General features: G+C 68.5%; 14 protein-coding genes and 1 pseudogene. 5 read left to right on the forward strand and 10 right to left on the reverse strand.

The annotated features are described in order from the left end of the window. Positions 1 to 27: 27 nt before the first annotated feature. The 10 genes and pseudogenes from gyrA to ugpC all read right to left on the reverse strand — a co-directional run bounded on the left by gyrA (position 28) and on the right by ugpC (position 15,246). Complete coding sequence (gene gyrA, locus PJ250_RS18365) at positions 28 to 2,715, reverse strand: DNA gyrase subunit A (RefSeq protein ID WP_271646053.1); 2,688 nt, start codon at positions 2,713 to 2,715, stop codon at positions 28 to 30. A gap of 269 nt (positions 2,716 to 2,984) precedes the next feature. Next, positions 2,985 to 4,040 (reverse strand): S-methyl-5-thioribose-1-phosphate isomerase, encoded by a 1,056-nt coding sequence (mtnA, locus tag PJ250_RS18370; protein ID WP_271646054.1) that lies wholly within the window; start codon positions 4,038 to 4,040, stop codon positions 2,985 to 2,987. A gap of 31 nt (positions 4,041 to 4,071) precedes the next feature. After that, the gene (locus tag PJ250_RS18375; protein WP_271646055.1) at positions 4,072 to 4,590 is read right to left on the reverse strand and encodes a DUF3011 domain-containing protein; all 519 of its coding nucleotides are present in this window, start codon (positions 4,588 to 4,590) and stop codon (positions 4,072 to 4,074) included. 104 nt (positions 4,591 to 4,694) lie between these two features. Then, positions 4,695 to 5,699, reverse strand: coding sequence for an EF-P lysine aminoacylase EpmA (gene epmA, locus PJ250_RS18380; protein WP_271648700.1), 1,005 nt, complete (start codon positions 5,697 to 5,699; stop codon positions 4,695 to 4,697). A gap of 189 nt (positions 5,700 to 5,888) precedes the next feature. Continuing rightward, positions 5,889 to 6,140: pseudogene (locus tag PJ250_RS18385) on the reverse strand (DUF559 domain-containing protein); the annotation flags it as partial. Between the two features lie 95 nt (positions 6,141 to 6,235). Continuing rightward, on the reverse strand, positions 6,236 to 8,722 hold the full coding sequence (gene ligA, locus PJ250_RS18390) for an NAD-dependent DNA ligase LigA (protein ID WP_271646056.1): 2,487 nt from the start codon (positions 8,720 to 8,722) through the stop codon (positions 6,236 to 6,238). Between the two features lie 50 nt (positions 8,723 to 8,772). Further along, entirely contained in the window at positions 8,773 to 9,492 is a 720-nt protein-coding gene (locus PJ250_RS18395) for a DUF4396 domain-containing protein (protein ID WP_271646057.1), read from the reverse strand. Between the two features lie 198 nt (positions 9,493 to 9,690). Then, positions 9,691 to 10,401 carry a cell division protein ZipA gene (gene zipA, locus PJ250_RS18400; RefSeq protein WP_271646058.1) on the reverse strand — a complete coding sequence of 237 codons (711 nt, stop codon included), beginning with the start codon at positions 10,399 to 10,401 and terminating at the stop codon, positions 9,691 to 9,693. Positions 10,402 to 10,441: 40 nt separating this feature from the next. Further along, a complete protein-coding gene (gene smc / locus PJ250_RS18405; RefSeq protein WP_271646059.1) occupies positions 10,442 to 13,945 on the reverse strand; it encodes a chromosome segregation protein SMC in 3,504 nt (1,167 codons plus the stop codon). A gap of 209 nt (positions 13,946 to 14,154) precedes the next feature. Further along, on the reverse strand, positions 14,155 to 15,246 hold the full coding sequence (ugpC, locus tag PJ250_RS18410) for an ABC transporter ATP-binding protein (RefSeq protein ID WP_271646060.1): 1,092 nt from the start codon (positions 15,244 to 15,246) through the stop codon (positions 14,155 to 14,157). Positions 15,247 to 15,554: 308 nt separating this feature from the next. Here ugpC and glk point away from each other — a divergent pair, with 308 nt between their 5' ends. The 5 genes from glk to PJ250_RS18435 all read left to right on the forward strand — a co-directional run bounded on the left by glk (position 15,555) and on the right by PJ250_RS18435 (position 21,297). Next, positions 15,555 to 16,583 (forward strand): glucokinase, encoded by a 1,029-nt coding sequence (glk, locus tag PJ250_RS18415; protein WP_271646061.1) that lies wholly within the window; start codon positions 15,555 to 15,557, stop codon positions 16,581 to 16,583. A gap of 166 nt (positions 16,584 to 16,749) precedes the next feature. Further along, positions 16,750 to 18,663 carry a phosphogluconate dehydratase gene (gene edd, locus PJ250_RS18420; protein WP_271646062.1) on the forward strand — a complete coding sequence of 638 codons (1,914 nt, stop codon included), beginning with the start codon at positions 16,750 to 16,752 and terminating at the stop codon, positions 18,661 to 18,663. A 33-nt stretch (positions 18,664 to 18,696) separates the two neighbouring features. After that, on the forward strand, positions 18,697 to 19,356 hold the full coding sequence (gene eda, locus PJ250_RS18425) for a bifunctional 4-hydroxy-2-oxoglutarate aldolase/2-dehydro-3-deoxy-phosphogluconate aldolase (RefSeq protein ID WP_271646063.1): 660 nt from the start codon (positions 18,697 to 18,699) through the stop codon (positions 19,354 to 19,356). Positions 19,357 to 19,532: 176 nt separating this feature from the next. Beyond that, entirely contained in the window at positions 19,533 to 19,976 is a 444-nt protein-coding gene (locus PJ250_RS18430; protein ID WP_271646064.1) for a DUF2231 domain-containing protein, read from the forward strand. After that, positions 19,969 to 21,297, forward strand: a complete 1,329-nt coding sequence (locus tag PJ250_RS18435) for a PQQ-dependent sugar dehydrogenase (protein WP_271646065.1) — start codon at positions 19,969 to 19,971, stop codon at positions 21,295 to 21,297. Before PJ250_RS18430 ends, PJ250_RS18435 begins: the two co-directional genes overlap by 8 nt. Positions 21,298 to 21,429: the final 132 nt, after the last annotated feature.

Consider the following 21,429-nt stretch of genomic DNA (forward strand, 5'->3'; position numbering starts at 1 on the left):
TGGCCTTCCACTGCGACCGGGTTGGCTTCAGGCGTCGGGTTGGACGGCCTCGCTGGCGCCGGTGCCCTCTTCGTCGATCGCGTCCAGCACGTCCTCTTCGATCGAGGCATCCAGGCGCTCGATGGCCTGCAGCTTCTCGTTCTTGCCCAGGCGAATGAGGGTGACGCCCTGGGTATTGCGACCCACGCGCGAGATCTCGGTCGAACGGGTCCGCACCAGGGTGCCACCGTCGGAGATCAGCATCACCTCGTCGCTGTTGCCCAGCAGCAGCGCGCCGACCAGCTTGCCGTTGCGGGCATTGGTCTGGATGCCGATCACGCCCTGGGTGCCGCGGCCCTTGCGCGGATACTCGGTCAGCGGGGTGCGCTTGCCGTAGCCGTTCTCGGTGGCGGTGAGGATGTAGCAGCCCGCCTCGTCCTGGGTGGTTTCCAGCACGGTCTCGTCGCTGGCGGCCTCTTCGGCGGTGTCATCCTCGGCCTCGTCGGCGCTGGCCGCGCGCTCGGCCACGATCAGGCTGACCACGTCCTCACCCTTGGCCAGCTTGATGCCACGCACGCCGGTGGCGGTGCGGCCCATGGAGCGCACCGTCTCTTCGCCGAAGCGCACGGTCTTGCCGTTGGAGGCGAACAACATCACATCGCGCTCGCCGTCGGTCAGGGCCACGCCGACCAGCGCGTCGCCCTCGTCCAGGTTGATGGCGATCTTGCCGCGCGCCAGGCGGAAGGCGAACTCGGTCAGCGGGGTCTTCTTGACCGTGCCGTTGCGGGTGGCGAAGAACACGTAGTGGCCTTCGCTGTACTCGCGGATCGGCAGCACCGCCTGGACCTGCTCGCCGGCTTCCAGCGGGATCCAGTTGATGATCGGCCGGCCGCGCGCGTTCGGCCCGGCTTCGGGCAGCTGGTGCACGGCCAGCCAGAACACCCGGCCCTTGCTGGTGAAGGTCAGCAAGGTGTCATGGGTGTTGACCAGCCACAGCTGGTCGATGAAATCCTCGTCTTTCATCGAGGCCGCATTGCGCCCGCGGCCGCCGCGCTTCTGCGCGCGGTAGCTGCTGGCCGGCTGACGCTTGGCGTAACCGGAGTGCGAGAGGGTGACCACCATGTCTTCCGGCGCGATCAGGTCCAGGATGTCCAGGTCCTCTTCGCTCTGGCGGATCTCGCTGCGGCGCGCGTCGCCGAACTCGGCCTTGACGTTGAGCAGTTCCTCGCGGATCACTTCCTTGAGCACGTCCGGGTTTTCCAGGATGCGGATCAGGCCGGTGATGGTCTCCAGCAGTTGCTTGTATTCCTCGGTGAGCTTTTCCTGCTCCAGCCCGGTCAGGCGATGCAGGCGCATCTCCAGGATCTGCTGGGCCTGGACCTCGGTCAGCTGGTAGCGGCCATCGATGAAGCCCACGCCCTTGGGCAGGTCTTCAGGGCGCGAGGCCTCCGCGCCAGCGGCGCCGAGCAGCGCGCCGACCATGCCCGGCTCCCAGGACTTGGCCAGCATGCGCTCGCGGGCCTCGTTGGGATTGGCCGAGGTCTTGATCAGCTCGATCATCTCGTCGATGTTGGCCAACGCGACGGTCAGGCCTTCGAGGATGTGGGCGCGGCCACGGGCCTTGCGCAGCTCGAAGATGGTCCGTCGGGTCACCACCTCGCGGCGGTGGCGCACGAAGGCCTCCAGCATCTGCTTGAGGTTGAGCAGCTGCGGGCGGCCGTCGACCAGGGCCACCATGTTGATGCCGAACACCGACTCCATCGGCGTCTGCGAATACAGGTTGTTGAGGACCACCTCGGCCGACTCGCCGCGCTTGACCTCGATGTAGATGCGCATGCCGTCCTTGTCGGACTCGTCGCGCAGCTCGCTGATGCCTTCGAGCTTCTTTTCCTTGACCAGCTCGGCGATCTTTTCGATCAGCCGTGCCTTGTTCACCTGGTAGGGGATCTCGGTGACGATGATCGCCTCGCGACCGGTGCGGTCATCGACCTCCACGTCGGCCTTGGCGCGCATGCGCACGCGGCCACGGCCGGTGCGATAGCCGGCGATGATGCCGGCAGTGCCGTTGATGATGCCGGCGGTCGGGAAGTCCGGGCCGGGGATGTATTCCATCAGCGCATCGATGTCGATCAGCGGGTTGTCGATCAACGCGATCAGACCGTCGATCACCTCGGTGAGGTTGTGCGGCGGGATGTTGGTGGCCATGCCCACCGCGATGCCGGCCGAGCCGTTGACCAGCAGGTTGGGGATGCGCGTGGGCATCACCGACGGCTCGAATTCCTTCTCGTCGTAGTTGGGCACGAAATCGACGGTTTCCTTGTCGATGTCGGCCATGATCTCGTGGCTGAAGCGCGACATGCGCGCCTCGGTGTAACGCATGGCCGCCGCGCTGTCGCCGTCGACCGAACCGAAGTTGCCCTGCCCGTCGATCTGCAGGTAGCGCAGCGAGAACGGCTGCGCCATGCGCACCAGCGTGTCGTAGACCGCGCTGTCGCCGTGCGGGTGGTACTTACCGATCACGTCACCGACGATACGGGCCGACTTGTAGTACGGCTTGTTGGCGTGCGCGCCAAGTTCGTTCATCGCGTACAACACGCGGCGATGCACCGGCTTGAGGCCGTCCCGGACGTCCGGGAGGGCGCGGCCCACGATCACGCTCATGGCGTAATCGAGGTAGCTCCTGCGCATCTCGTCTTCGAGGTTGACGGGGATGATTTCCTTGGCGAGATCAGCCATTCGAGGTCCGTGCTTGTGTTCGGTACGTCGGGCCAAAACCCGGGCCGCCACGGAGTCCGCGGCAGATGGATTTTGGAGGGGTTTTCAACCTCGGAATTGTAGCACGCGGCCGCCTCCCGATGCCGGGTCGGAAGCTGTCTGAATCAAGCACTTGCGCGTGGAACACCACAGCGCGCGCCCACTTTCGACGAAGGTTCCACCCTGCTGCGGACGCGCTTGGCGCATGCGGTGTTGTCAAGGCGCTGCGCAGCAGCGTTGAAAGCCCGCCGTCAGCCGAAAGCCGCGCGCATCTTCTCGGTCGTGGGCTGCTCGACCACGCCCTTCTCGGTCACGATCGCGTCGATCAGGCTGCCCGGGGTGACATCGAAGACCGGGTTCCAGGCCTTGATGCCCTCGGCCACCGTGCGCACGCCACCGATGCCGTGCAGTTCGCCCGGATCGCGCTCTTCGATCTCGATCGCCTCGCCGCTCGCGGTGTCCATGTCCACGGTCGAGGACGGCGCCACGACCATGAACTTCAGCCCGTGGTGGCGCGCGGCGATGGCCAGCTGGTAGGTGCCGATCTTGTTGGCGGTGTCGCCATTGGCGCAGATGCGGTCGGCGCCGACGATGACCCATTGCACCGCGCCGGTCTTCATCAGGTGCGAGGCCGCCGAATCGGCGATCAGGGTCGCGTCGATGCCGTCCTGCTGCAGCTCCCATACCGTCAGGCGCGCGCCCTGCTGCCACGGGCGGGTCTCATCGGCGAACACCTGGGTCACGCGCCCCTGGGCCACGCCGGCGCGGATTACGCCCAGCGCGGTGCCGAAGCCGGCGGTGGCCAGCGAGCCGGTGTTGCAGTGGGTCAGCACGCCGCTGCCTTCTGCGATCAGCGCCGCGCCCAGCTCGCCCATGTGGCGGTTGGCGGCCAGGTCCTCGGTGGCGATGGCCTCGGCCTCACGTTCGAGCACCGCCTGCCAGTCGGCGCCGGCGGCCTGCAGCACGCGGCGCATGCGCGCCAGCGCCCAGGCCAGGTTGACCGCGGTGGGCCGGGCGGCGCTGAGGCGCTGCAGGGCCGGCTCGAGCTTCTGCGCGGCCTGCGCGCCGTCGGCGGCCTCGATGTCCCGGCCAGCCAGGACCGTGCCCCAGGCCGCGGCAATGCCGATGGCCGGCGCGCCGCGCACGGCCAGGGCATGGATCGCCGCGGCGACCTCGTCGCTGGTGGCGCACACCACGTGTTCGACCTGGAAAGGCAGCTTGCGCTGGTCGAGCAGTTGCAGGGCATCGCCCGTCCACAGCAGGGGACGGATGCGGTCGTAGCGGGCGTAGTCGAAGGTCTCGTTCATCGGCGCATTTTACCTGCGCCGGCCCGGCAACTCAGCGGACCCGGAACAGACCTCGGCAGCCGCCATCCACCCACACGCCCTGCGCGTCCCAACCCCAGGTGCTGCCCTCGACGCACTTGGTGTCCGAAATCTGTCGCAGCAGCGTGGCCGGCGGGCTGCTGACCTCGATCGGGCAACGTCGCCGCGCCTGGTCTTCCGACTCGCAGCGCACGACCTTGTGCCGGGTATCGAACATCCCCCCATCGTCGTCGCCGGCGCCGCTGATGAACTCGCCGCGGCATCCATGGTCCACCCACACCCCGAAGCGCCCATAATCCCAAGTGCGCCCCTTGATGCAGGGCATGTTGGACAACTGCTTGGTCAGCCGGACACCGGCCGACGCATCCACGTCGCAGTACTTGAGATCCTGGCTCTTGGACTCGCACTTGAAGTGCACCACCGGCACATCGTCCAGCGTGCGCTCGTGGCCGCCAAGCAGGTTTCCGACCGTCGCACATCCAGACAGGACCATCAGCAAGCCGCCCAGCGCGCCCCACCCCAGCTGTCGCATCGGTCCTTTCACATTCCCCTGCACGATACGCAAACTCGAAACTCCGGGCCGGACAGCATGCCAACACAATCAGGTGTTTACGGTCCGTGTATTCCCGGCGTGTGTCAGGCCCGCGCGAAGTCGAACGCCAACACCTCGGCGATCCTGGAAGTTTCCAGCATCGCCATCAGCAGCCGATCCATCCCGACCGCCACGCCCGCGCAGTGTGGCATGCCCGGCAGGGCGTCGAGCAAGTGCCGGTCCTGCGGTGGCTGAACGAGCCCACGGGCAGCGCGGCGCGCGTTGTCGTGGGCAAAGCGTGTGCCCTGTTCCACCGCGTCTTGCAGCTCGTGATAGCCATTGGCGAGCTCCACCTGGCCCAGATACAGCTCGAAGCGCTCGGCCACCGGCGGGTCGTCCGCGCGGATGCGCGCCAGCGCTGCCTGCGACGCGGGCCAGTCATGGACGATGGTCAGCGTGTCGGCGGCAAAGGCCGGCTGCAGGTGGTGGGTGATCAGCAGGTCCAGCCAATCGTCGCGGCCCAGGCCATCGGGATCGATCCGACTGGCGGCCAAGGGCGCCTGCAGTTGCTCCAGCGTGGCGCTGAACGGGTCCAGCCCCAGCCCGCGCAGGAACAGTTCGCGATAGCTCAGCGTTTCCACGCCAGCGCTGCGCCCCACCAGGGCCAGCGCCTGCTGCACCAGTTCCACGGTCTCCTCGGCCAGGCGCAGGTGGTCCCAATCGACGCGATACCACTCGAGCATGGTGAACTCGGGATTGTGACGCCCGCCGGCCTCGCCATTACGGAATACGCGGCCCAGCTCGTAGCAGTCGCCGAGACCGGCAGCCAGCAGCCGCTTGAGCGGATACTCCGGCGAGGTCCGAAGCCAGCGCGTACGCGCCCCGGCGCTGACGTGTCCGCTGAATTCGGTCGTGAAGCTCTCGATGTTCGGCTCGGTGTTGCCGGCCTGCGAGAGCACCGGGGTTTCGACCTCCAGCACCTCGCGCCGCGCGAAGAAGTCGCGCACCAGCGCGTTGAGCCGCGCGCGCAGGTGCAGTACCTCCAGGGTCGCGCTGGGCTGCCAGTCGGCAAGCGACCAGGCCGGTTCAGGAGCGACGACATCCGATATTCCTTCCACTACGACAAGACCGCCTGAATCGTTGTTGTTGTTGCTGTTGTTGCTGTCGCCCCCTCTGCCCCGCCTGCGGGGGAGAGGGCTGGGGTGAGGGGGCTGCTTCTCCGGCCGCTGCTCCATATTCACGGCATGCCAAATCGCCTCAAGCACCGCCTCGGTCCGGCCCAGCACGTCGTCATTCCAGAACCGCAGCACCCTGAAGCCGCGTGCCTCCATCGCAGCCGTGCGCTGTGCGTCCGGTGCAGTCTGTTCAAGATGCTGGCTGCCATCCAGCTCCACGACCAGACCAACCTCGATACAGGCGAAATCCGCGATATAAGCGCCGATGCGATGCTGGCGACGGAACTTCACGCCCAACTGGTGGTTGCGCAGGCGCTGCCAGAGCCGGTGGCCGGCTTCGGTCTGCGCGCGACGCAGGCGCTTGCTGTGATCCATGCAAGCCCCCCCTCACCCCAACCCTCTCCCCCGCATGCGGGGGAGAGGGGGCGGAAACAGCCGGACCCGAAAAGCCCGAGGCGCCAGCGACACGCTCATGCGTGCTGGTCCAGAAACGCCAGCAGCGCCGCCTCGTCCCAGATCTCGATGCCCAGGTCCTGGGCCTTGGTGAGCTTGGAGCCGGCCTCGCTGCCGGCCACGATCAGGGAGGTCTTCTTGGACACGCTGCCGGTGACCTTCGCCCCCAAGGCTTCGAGCCTGGCCCCGGCCTCGTCGCGGGTCATCGCCTCCAGGCTGCCGGTCAGCACCACGGTCTTGCCCGTCAGCGGACCGGTCTGCTCGGCCGCCTGTTGCGGGGTGATGGCGTCGAGCCGCTGCAACGCAGCGCCCGTCTCCAGCAGCAGTCGGGCGTGGTCGTCCGCCTCCAGCCAGGCGACCAGCGCCGCGGCGGTCTCCTTGGGCAGGCCGGCGGTGACCAGGGCCTCGGGCGCGGCGTCAACGATGTCGGCCACGGCGGGCATGGCCGTGGCCAGGGCGTCGGCGCGCAGCCGGGTCAGCTTGGGAATTTCCAGATCGGCCAGCAGCGTGGCCAGGGTCAGGCCCTCGCGCAGCAGGCCGCTGGGCGGATGCGTGTCGGTGATCTCCACGCCGCGCGAAAGCAGGTCATCGATCGCCTGCTGGTTGCCGGCCTGCTGGAAGAACTTGCCCAGCGAGCGCGCCACCTCGCCGCCGATGTCCGGCACGCGCTTGAACACTGGCCACGGCAGGTGGCGCACGATCTCCAGATCGCCGAACCATGCGGCCAGCGCCTTGGCCGTGCTTTCGCCCACATGCTCGATGCCCAACGCGAACAGGAAGCGCTCCAGCGCGGTGTGCTTGCTCTTTTCCAGCGCGGCGACCAGGTTCTCGGCCCACTTGGTCGCGATCTTCTTGCGGTTCCAGTCGAAGTCCGGCAACCCGGCACGCAGCAGGTCGGCCTGCCAACCCGCTGACGCCTGCTCGGTTTCGCCCCGCACGGTGGCCAAGGTCGCTTCCAGCCTGGCGTAGGCGCCGCTGGCCAGATGCTCGCGCGCGTCACGGAGGAAACCTTCCGGCGTCTCGGCGCCAGTGACCAGGCGCAGCTGCAGCAGCTGGTCCAGATCGAGCGAATACAGATCGGCCACGCCCTGCACCACGCCGGCGTCGACCAGCAGCTCGATGAACTTGTCCCCCAAGCCATCCACGTCCATCGCCCTGCGTGAGACGAAATGGGCGATGGCCTCCTTGCGCTGGGCCGGGCAGCTCAGTTCGCCCGAGCAGCGCCACACCGCCGCGCCTTCCTCGCGCACGATCTCCGAACCGCAGACGGGGCACTGGGTCGGCATCTGCCAGGCCTGGGTGCCCTCGGGCCGGCGTTCGATGATGACGCTGACCACTTCGGGAATCACGTCGCCGGCGCGTCGCACGATGACCGCATCGCCGACGCGCACATCCAGCCGCGCGATCTGGTCGGCGTTGTGCAGCGTGGCGTTGGTGACCGTCACCCCGGCCACCTGCACCGGCGCCAAGCGTGCCACCGGCGTGGCCGCGCCGGTGCGGCCGATCTGGATCTCGATCGCCTCCACCGTGGTGGACTGCTCCTGCGCGGCGTACTTGCGCGCGATCGCCCAGCGCGGCGCGCGCGAGACGAAGCCCATTTCGCGCTGGCCTTCGGCATCGTCGAGCTTGTAGACCACGCCGTCGATGTCGAACGGCAACCCATCGCGCCGTTCGCCGATCTCGCGTGCATAGGCCAGCAGGCCGTCTACGCCCTCGACGAGCCGGGTCAGGTCGCTGACCGGAAAGCCCCATTCCCGCAGCTGCTTCAGCACGCCCGAATGGCTGTCCGGCAACGTCCCGCCTTCGACCGCGCCGGTGCCATAGGCGAAGAACGCCAACGGACGCTGGGCGGTGATGCGCGCGTCCAGCTGGCGCAGCGAACCGGCCGCGCCGTTGCGCGGGTTCGCCAGGACCTTGCCGCCATGCAGGCGCGCCTGTTCGTTATAGGCCTCGAAAGCCGCGCGCGGCATGTAGACCTCGCCGCGCACTTCCAGCACCTGCGGCCAGCCGCTGCCGCGCAGCTTGAGCGGGATCGCCTTGACCGTGCGCAGGTTGGCGGTGACATCCTCGCCCGTCGCCCCGTCGCCGCGCGTGGCGCCCTGCACGAACACCCCACCCTCGTAGCGCAGGCTGATAGCCAAGCCATCGAGCTTGGGCTCGGCGGAAAACACCAGCGTGTCGCGGCCCAGGCGATCGGAGATGCGGCGCACGAACTCGCGCACCTCGTCCTCGTCGAAGGCATTGCCCAGCGACAGCATCGGCATCGCGTGGCGGACCTCGGCGAATCGGCCCGAAGCCACCGCGCCCACGCGCTGGGTCGGCGAATCGGGCGTCACCAGCTCGGGATGCGCGGCCTCCAGTTCGTCGAGCTCGCGCAGCAGGCGGTCGTACTCCGCATCGGGAATGTTGGGCTCGTCCAGCACGTGATAGCGGTAGCTGGCATCGTCGAGCTGCTGGCGCAGCGCGGCCGCGCGGGCGGCGGGGTCTTGGGCGGCGTGGGTCATCGGCCGATTTTACGCAAGCTACCCGGCTGTCGCCCGGTGCCTTAAAGAGGTCACATCGCCTCCTTGATGCCGGCGCGGATCAGCCAGGCGTTGACCGGGTAGGCCACCACGAAGCCTGCGCACATGGCGAACTGCATCATCCACCAGAACACCGCGCCGTCCTTGGGCAGCGCCTCGGGCGACCACCAGACGAACAGGGCCAGGGCCATGAAGCCGTACATGCCGACCTGCCAGGCCAGCAGCGAGGCGGTATCGGCCTTGATCGCGGCCACCAGTCCGTCCTTCAGGCCGAGCCCGCGCATCGGCGCGATGGCAAAGTACTGGAAGACGATGCCGATGACGTAGGCCAGCAGCAGCGCCACCAGCCAGCCGCCGAAGACCTCGTTGCCCCACAGCACCAGCGGCCAGTGCGCGGTGGCGCTCTCGGCGATCACATCGGCGAGCACGCAACCGGCGCCGCAGTGGCTGGCGCCCAGCGCGATCGACTGCCAGCGCGGTCGCCGCGGGGGATGCATGTGCGAGTGTCCCCCTTCGCCTGCTCGCCCGTCATCGTGCGCCTCGGCCCCGCGCTTCATCCCACGACCGAAGGCGAAATACGCCAGCAGGCCCACCGGACCGGCCCACAGCATGGTCAGCGGCCAGACCGCCTCCATGATCGCCATGTGCTGGCGATAGCCCGCCACGAAGATGTCCACGACCACCACGCCCACGCAGGCGGCGGCCAGCAGCAATGAGGCCAGGCCCCAGGGTGAAAGTGCTTGGACAGACACGGCAGGCTCCCAGACAAACAAGCCCAATGCTGGGACCCGCCACGCCAACGCAGTGTCGATGTCCTCAGCTGCGGCTCACACCGCGCGGACGGCGAACTGCGGAACGCAGCGCAGGCCATCGCCTGTTGAGACGTCAAAACGATCCCACACCCCGGCACGCACAAGCCTGCCAGGCCTGCGTGCCCTACCTGCGCCCGCTTACCAGCGCGGCGCCTTGCTCAGCGGTGGCGCCTCGTGCTGGCGGTCGTAGCCGCGCAGTTCCTCGCGGATGTGCTGGATGCGCTGCCGGCCCAGCGCATTGCGGCTGTCGTCCAGGACCACACCATCGAGCAGCTCGGCCATGCGCTGCACATTGGGCAACATCATCTCCCAGGCCTCGAGCGCGGTCATCGGCGCCGGCAGGGTCAGGAAGAAGGCGATCGCCGGGGTCTCCAGCTCACGGATCGCGCCCATGTCGAAGCTGCCCGGCTGCATGATGTTGGCCATGCTGAACACCGGCCCGCGCTCGGGATGATGTTCGATCAGCCGGTGGAAGACGTTCATGTGGCCGAAGGTCAGGCCGGTCTTCTCGGCGGCCACGACGATGTCTTCGCCACGCAGCATCTGTCCGGCCTTGGCCGCGACGTAGAGCGAGATGATCTTGTCGAAGTCCTGGCCCGGCCGGCGACCGAGGTCTTCACCGGCGGCGGGATCGCGCAGGCCCAGGTCCTGCTGCACGCCCGTTTCGCCAACGGCCTCCGCGGCGGCCTCGTCCCCGAGGCTGGGTTCGACCCGGGGCTGCTCGCGATCGCCTCGCTCCAGGCGCCGTCCCTGCGAGGGCTTTTTGGGCTTGCCGAACAGCAGCATCGCGCCGATCAGCAAGGCACCGACGACGGCAATGCCGATCCGCAGCATCCAGACATCGGACATCAGGCGCTCCTTCCTTCAAACAGGCGCGATGGTGACATGCTCAGGCGGCGCCGGCCAGACGCGAGGCTTCGGCCAGGTCCACCGAGACCAGGCGCGAGACGCCCGGCTCGCGCATGGTCACGCCAGAGAGCTGATTGGCCGCCTCCATCGTCGCCTTGTTGTGGCTGACAAACAGGAACTGCACCTTCTCGCTCATCTCCTTGACCATCGCGGCCAGGCGGCCGACGTTGGCTTCGTCCAGCGGCGCGTCCACCTCGTCGAGCAGGCAGAACGGCGCGGGGTTGAGCTGGAAGATCGCAAACACCAGCGCCACCGCGGTCATCGCCTTCTCGCCACCGGACAGCAGGGTGATGCTGGACACGCGCTTGCCGGGCGGGCGGGCCATGATGGCCACGCCGGTGTCGAGCAGATCCTCGCCGGTCAGTTCCAGATAGGCATGGCCGCCACCGAACAGACGCGGGTACAGCGCCTGCACGCCGGAATTGACCCGGTCGAAGGTCTCCTTGAAGCGGCCACGGGTCTCGCGGTCGATCTTGCGGATGGCTTCTTCCAGCGTCTCCAGCGCCGCGGTCAGGTCGGCGTTCTGCGACTCCAGGTATTCGCTGCGCGTACTGGCCTCGCCGTACTCGTGGATGGCGGCCAGGTTGACCGGCTCCAACCGACGCATACGGGTGTCGATCTGGGCCACGGCCGCTTCCCACTCGGCCGGATCGGCCACCTCGGGCAGGGTCTCGATCACCGCCTGCAGGACGAAGCCGGCCTGCTCCACCGCGGTGGACAGCTGCTCGGCCTTGAGGACCAGTGCCTGCTGGTCCAGGCGCCGCTGGGCGATGGCCTCGCGCTGGGCCAGGGCCTGCTCGTCGCGCTGCTGGCGGGTCTGCTCGTATTGGCGCAAGCCGTTGTCGATGCCATCCAGCGCGGTGCGCGCCTCGGTCAGCACGCGTTCGGTACGCACGCGCTCGGCCAGCGCGTTCTCGCGCTCGGCCTCCAGCGAGACAATCGGATCGTCGTCGCCGCTGAGCTGGGCGGTGATCTCTCCCAAGCGTGAATCCAGCTGTCCGCGCTGGCCGCCCATGCGATCCAGGCTCTGGGTCAGCGAAGCGATCTGGGTGCGCTGGGATTCCAGGGTCAGGGCCAGGGCGTGGGTGGCCTCACGCGTGGTCCGCGCCGCCTCGCGCGCGCTGTCGCGGGCGCTGGTCAACGCCTGGCGCTCGGCGTCGAGCTGGCGGCGTGCGTCCTCCTGGTCGGCCATGCGGGTGACCGCGTCCTCCAGGCGCAGGCGCGCCTCGGCGGCCTGGTCGCGGGCTTCCTCCAGCGCACCGGACAGCTGCGCCAGTTCGCCGTCGATACGATCGATGCGGTTGCGCGCGGCATCCACCTTGCCCTGCTGGCCCTGCAGCTGGCCGGCCAGCTCGGACACGGCGCGATGCGCCTGGTAGAGCACACGCTGGGCTTCCTCGCGCGCCTGTTCGGCGGCCAGTGCGGCTTCGCGCAGGCTGCCCACCTCATCCTCGGCCTGCGCCTCGCGGGCCTGCAGATCATCGATCTCCGCACGCAGGGACTGGATCTCGCGTTCGCGCAACAGCGCGCCCTGGCGGGACGCACCGGAGCGCTGGACATGCACCCAGCCTTCGCCCAGGCGCTCGCCGGCGCGGGTGATGACCGCATCGCCCGCCGGCAGCGAAGCCAGCAGCGCGCGCGCGGCGGCCAGGTCCTCGGCCGCGTGCAGGCGCGACAGCAGCCGGCGCACGGCCAACGGCCCCTGCACCTTGGCCGCCAACGAAGTCGGCGCGAAGGTCTCGCTTCCCTGTTCCGGCGAGACCAGGGCAATGCGGCCCTCGCCCAGGTCGGCCAGGGCTTCGACAAGCGACTCCGGCGATTCGACCAGCACGCCCTCGATCAGTCGGCCCAGGGCGCCTTCCACGGCGTTTTCCCAGCCGGCCTCGACAGTCAGCGACTCGCCGACGCGGCTGGCCGAATCCAGCCCACGCGCCTTCAGCCACGCCACCGCCGCACCCTGCTCCTGGCCGAGGGCGGCTTGTTGCAAGGCCTCCAGCGAGGACAGTCGGCCGCGCGCGCCCTGGGCCTGCTTGCGCACCTCGGCCAGTTCGGCCTGCAGCGCGCGCTGGCGCTCGCTCACCCCATCGACGGCCTGCTTGCGCTGGTCCACCGCCTCGGTGAGTTCGTCCAGCGACGCCTTCTTGACCTCGTGCTGCTCGTACAGCGCCTCGTAGGCCTCGGCCAGGGATTCCAGGTCCAGCCCGGCGCGCTCGGCGGTCAGCGACTCGCGGCGACGGTCGGCTTCCAACGACTGGCGGTCCAGGTAGTCCACGCGGGTGCGCTCGACCTCGCCAGCGCGCGAGGATTCGGCGGTGGCGCGGTTGTGCGCTTCCCAGCGCTGCTGCCAGTCGGCCAGCTTCGCTTCGGCCTCGCGCAGCGCGTCCTGGCGCATGACGTCGTCCTCGCGCAGCTGTTCGAGCTGCGGCTCGGCTTCCTCCACCGACGCGCGCAGCACGGACAGGCGGGCGCTGTCGCTGTCCATGTGCGTGCCCAGTTCGGCCAGCTGCGCCTGGGCCTCGGCCTGGGCCTTGACCAGGCGGCTGGAGAGGTCGCGCTGGTGCTGGATCTGCTGTTCGATGCGGGCCAGGTTGCTGGCGACCTGGTAGACGTCGGCCTGCGCCTTGTTGAGGACCTCGACGGCTTCCTCGCGGCGCACGCGGTCGCCTTCGATCTGGGCCTCGGCCTCGCGCTGTTCGGCGATCAGTTGCTGCAGGCGGGTCTCCTCCACCGACAGGCCTTCGCGCAGCCCGGACAGTTCGCCGTCCAGGCCGCGGTATTCCAGCGCCTTCCACTGCGCATCCTTGACCCGGCGTTCTTCCTGGTAGGTCTGGTATTGCTCGGCCTGGCGCGCCTGGCGCTTGAGGTGCTCGAGCTGCTTGTCCACTTCCTCGCGCAGGTCGGTCAGGCGCTCGAGGTTCTCGCGGGTGTGGCGGATGCGGGTCTCGGTCTCCTTGCGGCGCTCCTTGTACTTGGAGATGCCGGCGGCTTCCTCCAGGTACACGCGCAGGTCCTCGGGCCGGGCCTCGATGATCTGGCTGATCATGCCCTGCTCGATGATCGAGTAGCTGCGCGGCCCCAGGCCGGTGCCCAGGAACAGGTCTGTGATGTCGCGCCGACGACACTTGGTGCCGTTGAGGTAGTAGTTGCTCTGGCCGTCGCGACTGACCGTGCGCTTGACCGAGATCTCGTTGAAGGCGGCGAATTCGCCGGAGATCGTGTGGTCGGAATTGTCGAAGATCAGCTCGACGGTGGCCTGGGACACCGGCTTGCGTGCCGAGGAGCCGGAGAAGATCACGTCGGTCAGCGAGTCGCCGCGCAGCCGACTGGCCGAGCTTTCGCCCATCACCCAGCGCACCGCGTCGATGATGTTGGACTTGCCGCAGCCGTTGGGACCGACCACGCCGGTCATGTTGGTAGGCAGGTGCAGCGTGGTGGGATCGACGAAGGACTTGAAGCCGGCGAGCTTGATCGTGGACAGGCGCATGCGACGTTGGATTCCGGGGGCAGCGGCGACGCACTCCATCGCGCGCGGCCTGGGTGAGGATCAGGATGACATCCGGCGCGCAACCCGTTGAATAATTTTACGAATATGGCACGCACGCCAGCCGCCAGCGACCAGTATAACGGGCGCCACGGACGTGGGCCGGCCCGATGTCCGGACCACTCGGCCGCGCTCGTCGGCGCGCGGGCGTATCAGCGCACCGCGAGGCTCAGCCCGGTCTCGGGATCGAAGGCGTGGAGGCGATCCATCGGCAGTGCCATGGCCACCCGCTCCCCCACTTCCGGGGTGCCCTGCGGCGGCACGCGCGAGATCAGCAGATCCTCGCCGAAGCGCAGATGCAGGAACGCCTCGTTGCCCACGAACTCGATGCTTTCCACATCGGCCTGGAACGCGGCCTGCCCGTCGCGCGCCGGCTGCAGGTCCTCCGGGCGCACGCCCAGCACCAGATCGCGCCCGGCATGGCCGGCCAGCGCCGGCGTCAGCGCGCCCAACTGGACCTGGCGCCCGTCGGCCTGGACGAGCTGCGGCGCTTGTCCCACCTCGAGACGGCCATGCAGGAAGTTCATCGCCGGGCTGCCCAGGAAGCCGGCGACGAACAGGTTCGCCGGCCGGTCGTACAGCGCCTTGGGCGTGTCGATCTGCTGGATCTGCCCATCCTTGAGCACCACGATGCGCTGGCCCAGCGTCATGGCTTCGACCTGGTCGTGGGTGACGTAGATCATGGTGGTGCCCAGCTGCCGGTGCAGCTTGGAAATCTCGGTGCGTACCGAGTTGCGCAGCTTGGCGTCCAGATTGGACAACGGCTCGTCCAGCAGAAACACCGCCGGCTCGCGCACCAGGGCCCGGCCCAGGGCCACGCGCTGGCGCTGGCCACCGGACATGGCTTTGGGCAGCTTGTCCAGCATCGAGGTCAGGCCCAGGGTCTCGGCCGCGGCCTTGATGCGTGTGTCGATGGTGGCCTTGTCGTGCTTGCGCAGCTTCAGGCCGAAGGCCAGGTTCTCGGCCACGGTCATGTGCGGATACAGAGCGTAGGACTGGAACACCATGGCGATGTCGCGGTCCTTGGGCGCCACGTCGTTGACCACCCGGTCGCCGATCTTCAGCGTGCCGCCGCTGATCTCTTCCAGCCCGGCGATCATCCGCAACAGCGTGGACTTGCCGCAGCCGGAGGGTCCGACCAGCACCATCAACTCGCCGTCGGCAACCTCGAAGCTGGCCCCGTGCACGGCCACCTGGCCGTTGTCATAGACCTTGCGGACCTGATCCAGCTGCACACTCGACATCGTTGCTCCCGTGGCGTCAAAAGATTGCTGCATTGCGACATCGGCAAGGCCGCCCCAGCCTGGCTTTGCAAGGCTACGCTGGCCCCCGTGACGGCAGCCGGCGAGCCGCGCTATTCTGCCATGTAAGCGTTTTCAACACGCAACCTGACACCATCGACACGCCGGAGGGGGCCATGTCGCTAGAGGGTCCGCATTCGTATGCGGGACATCGCCTGAACGGGGCACGCGCTAACATCCGGCGCGCCTTGCAGCCGGCCCGTGCTTCCGCGCGTGGCGGCCTTTCCCATTCAAGAACCCAGGATTCCCGCATGACCTCACCCGACCCCGCGCAGTGCGTCCTGCTGGCCGACATCGGCGGCACCAACGCGCGCTTCGCGCTGGCCGACACCGGCAACGATGTCCCGCTGATCAAGGACAGCTACCGCGACTACACCGTGGCCGAGTTTCCGTCACTGGCCGATGCGGCGCGGCATTACCTGGACGAAACCGGCGCCAAGGCCAGCAATGGCGTGTTCGCGGTCGCCGGCCGGGTCGACGGCGACGAGGCCCGCATCACCAACCACCCCTGGGTGATCAAGGTGCCGCGCCTGCGCAGCATGCTGGGTTTCGAGGGGGTCAAGCTGATCAATGATTTCGCGGCCCAGGCCATGGCGGTCTCGCTGCTGGGACCCGAGGACGTGGCCCAGGTCGGTGGACCGCGCTGGACCCCGGCACCGATCACCAAGCAGCGCACCTACGCGGTGATCGGCCCAGGCACCGGCCTGGGTGCCGGCGGCCTGCTGATCCGCGACGGGCGCCGCTTCGCGCTGGAGGCCGAGGGCGGACACGTGAGTTTTCCGCCGGGCACGCCGGAGGAGATCGAGATCCTGCAGCGTCTGTCGCGTCAGTTCGGCCGGGTCTCCAACGAGCGCCTGATCTGCGGCCCGGGCCTGGTCAACATCCACCGCGCCCTGAGCGAGATGGCCGGCGAGGATCCCGGTCCGATGAAGCCGGCAGACGTGACCGCGCGCGCAGCCGAGGGCGATGCGCGCTGCCTGCATACGCTGGATGTGTTCTTCGCGGTGTTCGGCGCGATCGCCGGTGACCTGGTGCTGACCCTGGGAGCCTGGGACGGGGTGTTCCTGTGCGGTGGACTGGTCCCGCGCCTGCTCAACCAGCTGCAGCGGTCGGGCTTTCGGCAGCGCTTCGAACACAAGGGCCGCTTCTCGCCGGCGATGGGCAATATCCCGGTGTTGGCCAACCTGCACCCGCAACCGGGCCTGCTGGGCGCGGCGGCCACCGCAGTGGAAGTGTTCGGCGGGACGCGTGACACGACCACGGCAGTCGCCAAGGCCTGACTGGCATCTTATTGGTCCCATCGATTTCCAGCGCGACCTGACGGGATCGCGCTAGAATCGGGACAGATGCGTCGCCTGACGATCAGGGCCGAGAAACTGGTATTACCAGTGGTCTTCTCCAGGCAGGTGCCGCGCCGCCCTTTGCCTCCGTCAGAGCCCAACGCCCATGACCCTGCATCCGCGCATCGAAGCCGTCACCGACCGCATCCGCCGCCGTAGCGCGCGGCCCCGCCAGGCCTACCTGGACGGGATCGACGCCGTCCTCAAGGAAGGCCCGCTGCGCACCCGCCTGAGCTGCGGCAACCTGGCCCACGGCTTCGCGGCCTGCGGTCCCACCGACAAGGGCCGGCTGCGCGCCGATGTGACCGCCAACCTGGCCATCGTCACCGCCTACAACGACATGCTCTCGGCGCACCAGCCTTTCGAGCGCTACCCCGAGCTGGTGCGTCAGGCGGCCCGCGAGATGGGCGCCACCGCCCAGGTCGCCGGCGGCGTGCCGGCCATGTGCGATGGCGTCACCCAGGGTCGCCCGGGCATGGAGCTGTCGCTGTTCTCGCGCGATGTGATCGCCCAGTCCACGGCGATCTCGCTCAGCCACGACATGTTCGATGCGGCGCTGTATCTGGGCGTGTGCGACAAGATCGTGCCGGGCCTGCTGATCGGTGCGCTGGCCTTCGGCCATCTGCCTGCGGTGTTCGTACCGGCCGGGCCGATGACCCCGGGCATCCCGAACAAGGAAAAGGCCGCGGTCCGCGAGCGCTACGCGGCCGGTGAAGCCACCCGCGAGGAACTGCTGGAAGCCGAAGCGGCCAGCTACCACGGCGTGGGCACCTGCACCTTCTACGGCACCGCCAACTCCAACCAGACCCTGCTGGAGGCCATGGGCCTGCAGCTGCCGGGCACCTCCTTCGTCAACCCGGACACGCCGCTGCGCGACGCGCTGACCCGCGCCTCGACCGAGCGCGCCCTTCAGATGAGCGCGCTGGGCGACGACTACCGCCCGATCGGTCACCTCATCGACGAACGTGCCATCGTCAACGCGATCGCCGCGCTGATGGCCACCGGCGGCTCGACCAACCACACCATCCATTGGGTCGCCGTCGCCCGCGCAGCCGGCATCCTGCTGACCTGGGACGACATCGACGAGATCTCCCAGACCGTCCCGCTGCTGGCCCACGTCTATCCCAATGGCGAAGCGGACGTGAACCGTTTCGCCGCGGCCGGCGGCACCCAGTTCGTGTTCCGCGAACTGCTCGACGCCGGCCTGATGCACGACATCCCGACCATCGCCGAAGGCGGCATGCGCGCCTATTGCCAGGAGCCGCGCCTGATCGACGGGCAGCTGTCCTATGCGCCCGGTACGGCGACCAGTGGCGATGACAAGGTCGTGCGTCCGGTTTCGGCGCCGTTCGAAGCCCAGGGCGGCCTGCGCCTGCTGCGCGGCAACCTGGGGCGTGCGCTGATCAAGACCTCCGCGGTCAAGCCCGAATACCGTCGCATCCACGCTCCGGCCGTGGTGGTCGACGACCCGCGCAGCCTCAACAAGCTGCACGCAGCCGGCGTGCTGCCGCAGGACTTCGTGGCCGTGGTCCGCTACCAGGGCCCCAAGGCCAACGGCATGCCCGAGCTGCACTCGCTCGCCCCGCTGCTGGGTCTGTTGCAGAACCAGGGACGGCGCGTGGCGCTGGTCACCGATGGCCGCCTGTCCGGGGCCTCGGGCAAGATCCCCGCCGCGATCCACATCACCCCCGAAGCCGCCGCGGGTGGTCCGCTGGCGCGCCTGCGCGAAGGCGACATGATCCTGCTCGACGCCGAGGCCGGCATCCTGGAGGCGCAGGTCAATGCCGAGGAATGGAAGCTGCGCACCATCGCGCCGGACACCGCCCGACCCTCGCACGATCTGGGTCGCAACCTGTTCGCGCTGAGCCGTCAACAGGTCAGCCCCGCCGACCAGGGCGCGCTGTCGATCTCCTGCGGTCCGCCCTCGCCCGAGCATGGATGGGAGGAAGAAGATGCGGAGTACGAACTCGGCCACGTTCCCGCCGCCGCCCAGGCCCCCCACGAAGCCAAGGACGCCTGACCGGCGCCCCTTCTCCCAACACAGGATTCCGACATGATCGCTTCCAAACGCCAGCAGCAGACCGAAGCCCTGCTGTCCTCCGCCGGCATCCTGCCGGTCGTTGCCGTGGACACCCTGGACCAGGCCCGCGGCGTTGCCAACGCGCTGCTCGAAGGCGGCCTGCCGGTGGTCGAGCTGACCCTGCGCACGCCGGTGGCGATGGAGGCCCTGGCCACGCTGAAGAAGGAGCTGCCCGGCTTCGCCATCGGCGCCGGCACGGTGCTGACCATCGACCAGATCGGCCAGTGCGTCGGCGCGGGCGCCGACTTCCTGGTCACCCCGGGCACGCCGGCGCATATGGCCGAGGCGCTGGTGGCCGCCCCGATCCCGGTGGTGCCCGGCGCCGCTTCGCCGACCGAACTGCTGACCCTGCTCAACCTGGGGTTTCATGTCTGCAAGCTGTTCCCGGCCAACGCGGTGGGCGGCCTGCAGATGATCAAGGGCCTCCACGGCCCGGTCCCGCAGCTCAAGCTCTGCCCGACCGGTGGCATCACCGAAGCCACTGCGGCCGACTACCTGGCCCAGCCCAACGTGGTGTGCATCGGGGGTTCGTGGATGGTGCCCAAGCAGTGGATCACCGCCGGCGACTGGACTTCGATTCGCGACACGGCCGCCCGCGCGGCGCAGATCGTCAAGGACGTGCGCGCCGCCTGACCCGCGGTGCCAGCCCTGCTTCGCCGTGTGCCCACGGCGTGGCAGGCACAGGTCGCCACGACAACGGCGACACCTTGTGCACACGCCGGCGCGGAGACTGCGAAGCCTCGCGGGCACCCCTCGGTACGGCAAGGCCGGATCATCGGCGCCTGCGCGTTCTTTCGCAGGAGACTTCCATGTCCGTCCACGCCGTCCCCCGCCGCTCCGCCGCGGCCAATGCCCTCTACGGGGTGCTCAACCCGATTCCATTCGGGTTTTTCGTCGCAGCACTGATCTTCGACATCGCCTACTTCCGCACCGCGGAAATGCTGTGGATGAAGGGCGCGGCCTGGCTCATCGCCATTGGCCTGCTGTTCGCGATCGTTCCGCGTGTGGTCAACCTGGTCCAGGTGTGGATCACCTCGCGCCGGATCGCCACCGGGACCGACCGGCTCGACTTCTGCCTCAACCTGGCGGCCATCGTGGCGGCGACCTTTAACGCCTTCGTGCATAGCCGGGATGCCTATGCGGTGATGCCCGCGGGGATGTGGCTGTCGCTGCTGACCGTGCTCCTGCTGGCGATCGGCCATGTGCTGATCGCGGTGCAGGCCAGCCGCAATGGAGGGCTTGTCCATGAATAAGTCTCCACTGCTGCGCACGGGCCTGGCCATGGCGGCCGCGATCGCTCTGCTGGGCGGCTGCGCCGACAAGGCCAAGCTGAAACCCACCGAACAGGCCGGCGGCGCTCCACCACTGCCCGAAGCCCAGCACTATCTGGTTCCGCCGATGCAGGTCCCCGACGGGGTCGGCTGGAAGGAAGGCCAGGCACCGAAAGTGGCCGCGGGCCTGAAGATCGAAAAGATCGCCAGTGGACTGATGCATCCGCGCCAGTTGCTGGTGCTGCCCAATGGCGACGTGCTGGTGGCCGAGGCCAACAGCCCCGGCACCGAAGCGGTGACCACACCCAAGCAGTTGATCGCCAACAAGATCAAGGGCCTGTCGGGCAAGGGTGGGAAGGGCGGCAACCGCATCACCCTGCTGCGTCACGGCAATGCGGCCGGCGGCGAGTGGGAACAGCATGTGCTGGTGGATCACCTCAACTCGCCGTTCGGCATGCAGTTGATCGGCGACATGCTCTACGTGGCCGACACCGACGCGATCATGGCCTTCCCCTACACCGTGGGGCAGACCCGGATCACCGTGGCCGGGCGTGAATTCGCCGACCTGCCCGACACCATCAACCACCACTGGACCAAGGCGCTGCTGGCCAGTCCGGATGGCAGCAAGCTGTATGTCGGCGTGGGCTCCAACAGCAATATCGGCGAGAACGGCCTGGAAGTGGAATACCGCCGCGCCGCGGTCCTGCAGGTGGACGTGGCCTCAGCCAGCAGCCGCATCTACGCCTCGGGCATCCGCAACCCCACCGGCCTGCAATGGGAGCCGCAGAGCGGGCAACTGTGGGCCATCGCCAACGAGCGTGACGAGATCGGCGCCGACCTAGTCCCGGACTACCTCACCTCGGTCCAGGAAGGCGGCTTCTACGGCTGGCCCTACAGCTACTACGGCCAGCACGTGGACACCCGGGTCAAGCACCAGCGCCCGGACCTGGTGGCCAAGGCCCTCAAGCCCGATTACGCACTGGGATCGCACGTGGCCGCGCTGGGACTGTGGTTCTCGCAGGGCGACGGATTGCCGGCCCAATACCGGAATGGCGCCTTCGTGGCCGAACACGGTAGCTGGGACCGCTCTCCGCTCAGCGGCTATCAGGTCGTGTTCGTCCCGTTCCAGAACGGCAAGCCGACGGGCAAGCCGCAGCCGGTGGTCACGGGGTTCCATTCGGACGACGAAGAGTCGCTCTACGGGGCACCGGTGGGACTGGCCCAGGACGCCGACGGCGCGCTGCTGGTCGCCGACGACGTGGGCAACACGATCTGGCGGGTCAGCCCGGCCAGCACGCCCTAGGCGTGCGGCACATCTTCCTCACCCACACAACGCCGCCCGCTTGGGCGGCGTTGCGCTTGGGCGCTGGAAAACAAGCGTCTTGTGGATGCCGGCGGCGACAGGCTCGACCCGACGCCGCCGCCATTGCCTTCG

The sequence above is a fragment of the Pseudoxanthomonas sp. JBR18 genome (assembly GCF_028198165.1).
Lineage (GTDB): Bacteria > Pseudomonadota > Gammaproteobacteria > Xanthomonadales > Xanthomonadaceae > Pseudoxanthomonas_A.

Excerpts from the sequence above, each read along its gene's own strand:
- PJ250_RS18435 (WP_271646065.1), top strand. The coding sequence starts at position 19,969 with ATGAATAAGTCTCCACTGCTGCGCACGGGCCTGGCCATGGCGGCCGCG.
- glk (WP_271646061.1), top strand. The coding sequence starts at position 15,555 with ATGACCTCACCCGACCCCGCGCAGTGCGTCCTGCTGGCCGACATCGGC.
- smc (WP_271646059.1), bottom strand. The coding sequence starts at position 13,945 with ATGCGCCTGTCCACGATCAAGCTCGCCGGCTTCAAGTCCTTCGTCGAT.
- PJ250_RS18430 (WP_271646064.1), top strand. The coding sequence starts at position 19,533 with ATGTCCGTCCACGCCGTCCCCCGCCGCTCCGCCGCGGCCAATGCCCTC.
- gyrA (WP_271646053.1), bottom strand. The coding sequence starts at position 2,715 with ATGGCTGATCTCGCCAAGGAAATCATCCCCGTCAACCTCGAAGACGAG.
- PJ250_RS18375 (WP_271646055.1), bottom strand. The coding sequence starts at position 4,590 with ATGCGACAGCTGGGGTGGGGCGCGCTGGGCGGCTTGCTGATGGTCCTG.
- eda (WP_271646063.1), top strand. The coding sequence starts at position 18,697 with ATGATCGCTTCCAAACGCCAGCAGCAGACCGAAGCCCTGCTGTCCTCC.
- edd (WP_271646062.1), top strand. The coding sequence starts at position 16,750 with ATGACCCTGCATCCGCGCATCGAAGCCGTCACCGACCGCATCCGCCGC.
- ugpC (WP_271646060.1), bottom strand. The coding sequence starts at position 15,246 with ATGTCGAGTGTGCAGCTGGATCAGGTCCGCAAGGTCTATGACAACGGC.
- ligA (WP_271646056.1), bottom strand. The coding sequence starts at position 8,722 with ATGACCCACGCCGCCCAAGACCCCGCCGCCCGCGCGGCCGCGCTGCGC.
- mtnA (WP_271646054.1), bottom strand. The coding sequence starts at position 4,040 with ATGAACGAGACCTTCGACTACGCCCGCTACGACCGCATCCGTCCCCTG.
- zipA (WP_271646058.1), bottom strand. The coding sequence starts at position 10,401 with ATGTCCGATGTCTGGATGCTGCGGATCGGCATTGCCGTCGTCGGTGCC.